This window comes from Streptomyces sp. NPDC001728, from assembly GCF_040297565.1.
GTDB lineage: Bacteria > Actinomycetota > Actinomycetes > Streptomycetales > Streptomycetaceae > Streptomyces.
Window position 1 is genome coordinate 1 of sequence record NZ_JBEOZK010000045.1, and the last position, 5,128, is coordinate 5,128.

The following is a 5,128-nucleotide window of genomic DNA, read 5'->3' on the forward strand; positions in this document are numbered from 1 at the left end:
TCTCCACCTCCCGCAGCCGGGCCTGCAGCTCGGCAATCCGGGTGTGGAGGTCATCGGCCAGGGACCGGGCGGCGTCCTCCTGGATCCCGAGCGCGCCAAGCAGGGCTCGATGTTCACCTCGTCACCGCTTCCGCATCGCGCCAGGTGGGGGTGTTCGCGCCGGTCAGGCGGCGGGCCATGACGCGGGTCATGGCCCAGTAGACGCGGGAGGCGGAGGAGGCCGGGCGGTGCTCGTAGTCGCGGACCAGGCGCCGGTGCAGTATCAAGATCCCGTAGGTCTGCTCAACCCTCCACCGCTTCGGCTGCGGCACGAACCCGATGTCCTGCGGGTTGCGTTCGACGATTTCCACGTCGATCCCGAGCGTTGTGCCGTGGGCGGCCACGGCGGGCTTGAAGCCCTGGTCGACCAGGGCCTTCTCAACGGTGCCCGCGGAGTTCTCGGCGACCTGGTCGAGCAGGGCGATGCCGGCCGTGTTGTCATGCGCGCTCGCGGCGAGGGCGATGACCGCGATGACCAAGCCGAGTACGTCTACGGCCAGTCCACGCTTGCGGCCCGGGACCCGCTTCCCGGCGTCGCGTCCGGTCGTGGAGGCGGGGACCCCGGCAGCCACACGGACACTCTGCGTGTCCAGCACCACCAGGGTCGGGTCCTCCAATCGGCAGGCCCGCTCACGGACCTGGCAGCGCAGGAGTTCGTGAATGACCTGGTCGGTCCCGTCGTCCCGCCAGGCCGCGAAGTAGTAGTACGTCGCGCTCTTCGGCGGTAGATCGTGCGGCAGGCAGGCAGGCAGGCAGGCAGGCAGGCAGGCAGGCAGGCAGGCAGGCAGGCAGGCAGGCAGGCAGGCAGGCACGCAGGCAGGCAGGCAGGCACGCAGGCAGCCCGTCCGGCCCTGGTAGAGGACCGAATTCACGATCTCCCGCATGGCGTAGGCGCCCTTGTGGCCGCTGACCGAGCGGTGCCGGTCCTTCCATGCGATGATCACCGGCTCGATCAACGACCACTGCTCATCCGATAAGTCGCTGGGATACGGCTTGCGTTCGCTCACATCATCACACCAGCAGACGGACGACTGTGGACCGGCGCATTCCGCCCCGCACCCACACCATCAGGCGACGACAGAACCCTTCAAAGAGCCAAGAACCGCCCTCTGAGGCGCTCCATGCAGGCACTCGGCGGACTCAGACCCGTCAGCCCGGACCTCGGCTTCCAGCTGCTCCTCCAGCGCCAGCAGGCTCATCTGCTCGCCGAAAGCCAGGCAGCCATCAGCAAGCTCCTGGACGAGTACTCCGAGCTGAGGACCGGTGAGCGGCACGGTGTCGAGTACCTCCAGGGCATCGACGCCATCCAGACCCGCGTCGAAGAGCTGGCCCACCGCTCCACGAGCGAATGCCTGTCCTTCATGCGCGGTGGTGCGCAGTCCGTGGCCAGCCTGGACGCCGGCAGGCCGCTGGACGAGGACCTGATGCGGCGGGGCGTGCGGGTACTGACCGTGTACCTGGACAGCGTCCGCAACGCCAACCCCACGGTCGAATACGCCCAGTGGCTCCACGGCAACGGCGGCGAGGTGCGCACCGTGCCGGCCCTGCCTCTGCGCATGGTGCTCTTCGACCACGAGGTGGCGCTGCTGCCAGTGGACCCGAACAACACCAAGAAGGGCGCGGTCCAGCTGACAGGCTCCCTCTGGCGTACCGTCAAGAGGTATGACCGGCGCGCGTCCTGCGCCATTGCCGCCGGGCCAACAGGGAGAACGTGCCGGTGGCAGCCAGCGCCAAGACGGCGATGACTGCCTCAAGGGTGCCGCTTCCTGCGTCGGGGTCGACTCCGAAGACCGCCTCGATCCAGTCAGGCCATACCAGCACCAGGATAAACAGGAGGCCGCTGAGGCAAGCGCCCACAGTCTCCACCCATCCACGCAACTTCATCCCACGGCCCTCCGTGGTAACCAAACACCCCCGTCGCTCCTTCATCGTGCGCTCTTTTCCGGTGGCCTGCACCTCGAACCAGACGTTGTGCGCCATCACTTACACGTGAAGTCGGCAGGGCCTGTCTGAAGCAGGTGTCAGGTCGGCAGTCCAGTAGCGGAGGATTATGGGGCGATTCATGATGGAAGGAGGGGTAGTCCGGAAAGTTGCAGCCATGGCCAAATCGCCGAATCGACTGTGCCGCGCCTTCTCTCTCGTCCCGAGTGTCCTGAGGCAGTTCCCTTCCCTGTTTCCTCTGACGCGCGAGGTCTGCCGGGCTGTGCGGCGAAGCTGCAGGGACCGAGGGGCGGACCGTTGTCACCCTTCTCTTCAGGACGTCCGTGTACGCCCAGATCCGCTGATTTACGCGCAGTACTACCTGATGGATCAGGGACTCGCCGTCACCTGGGACAATCCTGACATCGTGGTCTTCGACGGCGGCGTCGCCGTGGAGTCCTCATCGATCGAGCCCGACCATACATACGAAGTGCGGGTTCGAGTTTGGAACGGATCGTATTCGGCACCGGCCCTGGGCATGCCGGTGACACTGACTCAACTCAGCTTCGGCATCAACACGACCTCGGTCATGGTCGGCGAGGATCGCATAGACCTCGGGGCAAAGGGCACACCGGAACAGCCGGCCTTCGCCCATTTCACGTGGCGCACGCCGTCGGAGCCCGGTCACTATTGCCTACAGGCGCAACTGCACTGGGCTGACGACGCGAACCCGAACAACAACCTAGGGCAGGAGAACGTTCTGGTCGGTGAAGCCGCTTCCCCGGCCCGCTTCACCTTCATGCTCCGCAACACCGCGTCGGTCCGGCAACGGTTCGTGCTTGAGGCGGATTCCTACCGGCTGAGTACGCGCCCGTGCGGCGACGAAGAGGTCCGGCGTCAGCTGACGGGCGGTAACGAACGGCCCACCCGCATTGAGGAGAGCCGCACGCGCTGGGCCTGGGCGCTGCGCACGCAAGCGTACGGGCAGTTCCCCGTCCCGGAAGGATGGTCGGTCCGGATCACGCCCAGCGAGCCGGTCGTCGACGCCGGGGAGCAGGTGGAGGTCGAGGCGGTGATCGAGCCCGACGACCCGGATTTCTCCGGCCCAGTGCCCTTCAACATTCACGGATTCGCGTTGGGGCCTGGCGACACGCGGCGACTGGTGGGCGGAGTGACGCTCAAGGTGACGAGCTCGCGACCGTAAGGGAGGAGCGATGGGTTTCAAGAAGTTCACCCAGTGCTACGAGTACAGGCCTGAGCTGCAGCCCACGAGCAGGCCGTTCAAGAAGGCAGACCTCCTTGGAGTCGTCGGCGTCCACACTATTTTGGCCCTCACGCTCTGGGGAAGCATCACCCTGATCGGCCTGATCGGAGGCCCGATCGGTGTCGTCATCGGTGCCATCGTCGGCTTCTTCGTGGGTATCACCACCGGCGTGGCGACCGCCATCAAGCATGTCTCCTATCAATGGCTCTTCCACCGTCTGATCTGTCTGTCCAGAGCTCCGATATGTGCGGTGGGAACCGTCCGGGAAGGGCCGAAGTACTCGCAGTGGGGCGGAGTCTTCAGCGACACCCCGTACGGGAACTTCGACAACGACGAATACTTCGATGTGCGGCTCATGCCACATCGGGTGCAGGACGACTACACCACCCTCTACGATCCCCCGAAGCCCGATTCCGACCAGGCCCCGGGACCTCCCAGGTGTGGTACCACCGGCGATGACGCGAACATCTTCAACAACGCTCGGAACGAAATCTACCTGGACGGATTCCAAGGGGAGACGCTTCTCCGGCCCCGCGAACTGCTCATGGATCCGAACCCCGACCACGGCCTCGGATACAACAACCAGGCAAAGGATCCGAAGGAGTTTCACACGGCGAGCGGGCTGCACTGCGAGGCGGAGGGGGACTTCTGGGTCCGGATGAACGACATGGCGTTGTGGTTCGGAGTCCTGGTGACCCTCCTCACCACCGCGATCGTCGCGGGAGCAAGCGCGGGCGGCGCGGCCGGTGCCGCCGCCGGATGCGCCGTGGGTACGTGGCTCCTCGGGCCGGTCGGCTGTTTGATCGGTGCGGTGATCGGGGCCCTTCTCGGTGCCGCCGGCGGCGCGGCGGCCGCGGCCGCACTTGGTGAGGCGATACTCCGAACCATCCTGCACGCGGTCTTCTACGCGTCTCCCGGTGAGGTCGAAGATGCCAACGTCGGAGACACGGCGCTCGGCCCGATCACAGAAGGGGACGAGGTGGCGGTTCTGGGGGAGCACGTGTACGACGGCTTCCACGACGGCTGGCACGAATTCCACCCGCTCATGGCGGTCCAGAAGATCGGGAACGGCCGGTCGGACGCCATCTTGACTTGGGACCCGAACTTCGCCCCTGAGCGGCACAACGCTACGGGCCTCACACAGGAATCGATGAAAAAGGGACTTGAGGACAAGGAGTTCACACGCGTAGCCAAGGACCTGATGGAGGGCTGGTGCGGAGCGCTCCGCAAGGCATTCGACCCCACGACACGGCAGACGCAGCAGAAGCTTAAGCACCGATGGACCATTCATCCGCGCGTCGACGGCTGCGAGCCGGAAGCCGGACCGCACATCGGATGAGCCCTGTTACGCGCTGTGAAGATCCGTGGCGCGGGCGAGGGCGGGTACGGCCCGCAGGCCCGGCGCGCATCGCAGGTCGGCGACGGTCTGCCGGCCCCGTGCGGGCCGTGGGACCGTCCGTCTGGGCCGTGCTGGCCGGCGTGGCGTTCGAGGTCGCGGGAGTGGTGCGGGCCATCAGGTGTCCTCCTTCCCGGCGCCGCCCTCGATGAGGGTGAACATGCGGTCGTAGGTGTCCAGCTCGCGTTGCTCGACCTCGAAGCCGAGGCTGTCCGGGGCCAGAGCTGCTGCCCTGGTGGCGGCTCGGGCGGCCTGCTGGTGGATCACCTCGCCGCGCAGAGTCCGGGCCGCGGCCGCGTGCTCGGCATCGGTCAGGCTCTGGTGTCTGGCCCAGCAGCGGGCATGGCGGGCCACCAGCTCGTCGCCGCAGGTCACGGTGATCTCCTCGGTGTTGGCGCGGAACCGCCACCGTCCTGCTGATCGCGCGGGGGTGGACGGAGTAGTCGTTGGTGTCGACGCGGACGTAGTGGTCGTGGCCCAGGCGGATGCGAGACGGCCACCAGGACGAT

General features: G+C 66.6%; 5 protein-coding genes. 3 read left to right on the forward strand and 2 right to left on the reverse strand.

Translation table 11 applies throughout. The annotated features are described in order from the left end of the window. Positions 1 to 113: 113 nt before the first annotated feature. Positions 114 to 1,046 (reverse strand): transposase, encoded by a 933-nt coding sequence (locus ABT154_RS33795; protein WP_351862204.1) that lies wholly within the window; start codon positions 1,044 to 1,046, stop codon positions 114 to 116. A gap of 114 nt (positions 1,047 to 1,160) precedes the next feature. Between ABT154_RS33795 and ABT154_RS33800 the strand changes: the two genes are divergently transcribed. From ABT154_RS33800 to ABT154_RS33810, 3 genes are all read left to right on the forward strand, one after another. Next, complete coding sequence (locus ABT154_RS33800; protein ID WP_351862206.1) at positions 1,161 to 1,784, forward strand: TrmB family transcriptional regulator; 624 nt, start codon at positions 1,161 to 1,163, stop codon at positions 1,782 to 1,784. 560 nt (positions 1,785 to 2,344) lie between these two features. Further along, on the forward strand, positions 2,345 to 3,163 hold the full coding sequence (locus ABT154_RS33805; RefSeq protein ID WP_351862208.1) for a hypothetical protein: 819 nt from the start codon (positions 2,345 to 2,347) through the stop codon (positions 3,161 to 3,163). A 10-nt stretch (positions 3,164 to 3,173) separates the two neighbouring features. Further along, positions 3,174 to 4,562 carry a hypothetical protein gene (locus ABT154_RS33810; RefSeq protein WP_351862210.1) on the forward strand — a complete coding sequence of 463 codons (1,389 nt, stop codon included), beginning with the start codon at positions 3,174 to 3,176 and terminating at the stop codon, positions 4,560 to 4,562. A 174-nt stretch (positions 4,563 to 4,736) separates the two neighbouring features. On the opposite strand, the gene ABT154_RS33815 is transcribed toward ABT154_RS33810, so the two are convergent. Further along, positions 4,737 to 4,994 carry a hypothetical protein gene (locus tag ABT154_RS33815; protein WP_502969664.1) on the reverse strand — a complete coding sequence of 86 codons (258 nt, stop codon included), beginning with the start codon at positions 4,992 to 4,994 and terminating at the stop codon, positions 4,737 to 4,739. Positions 4,995 to 5,128 lie beyond the last annotated feature (134 nt).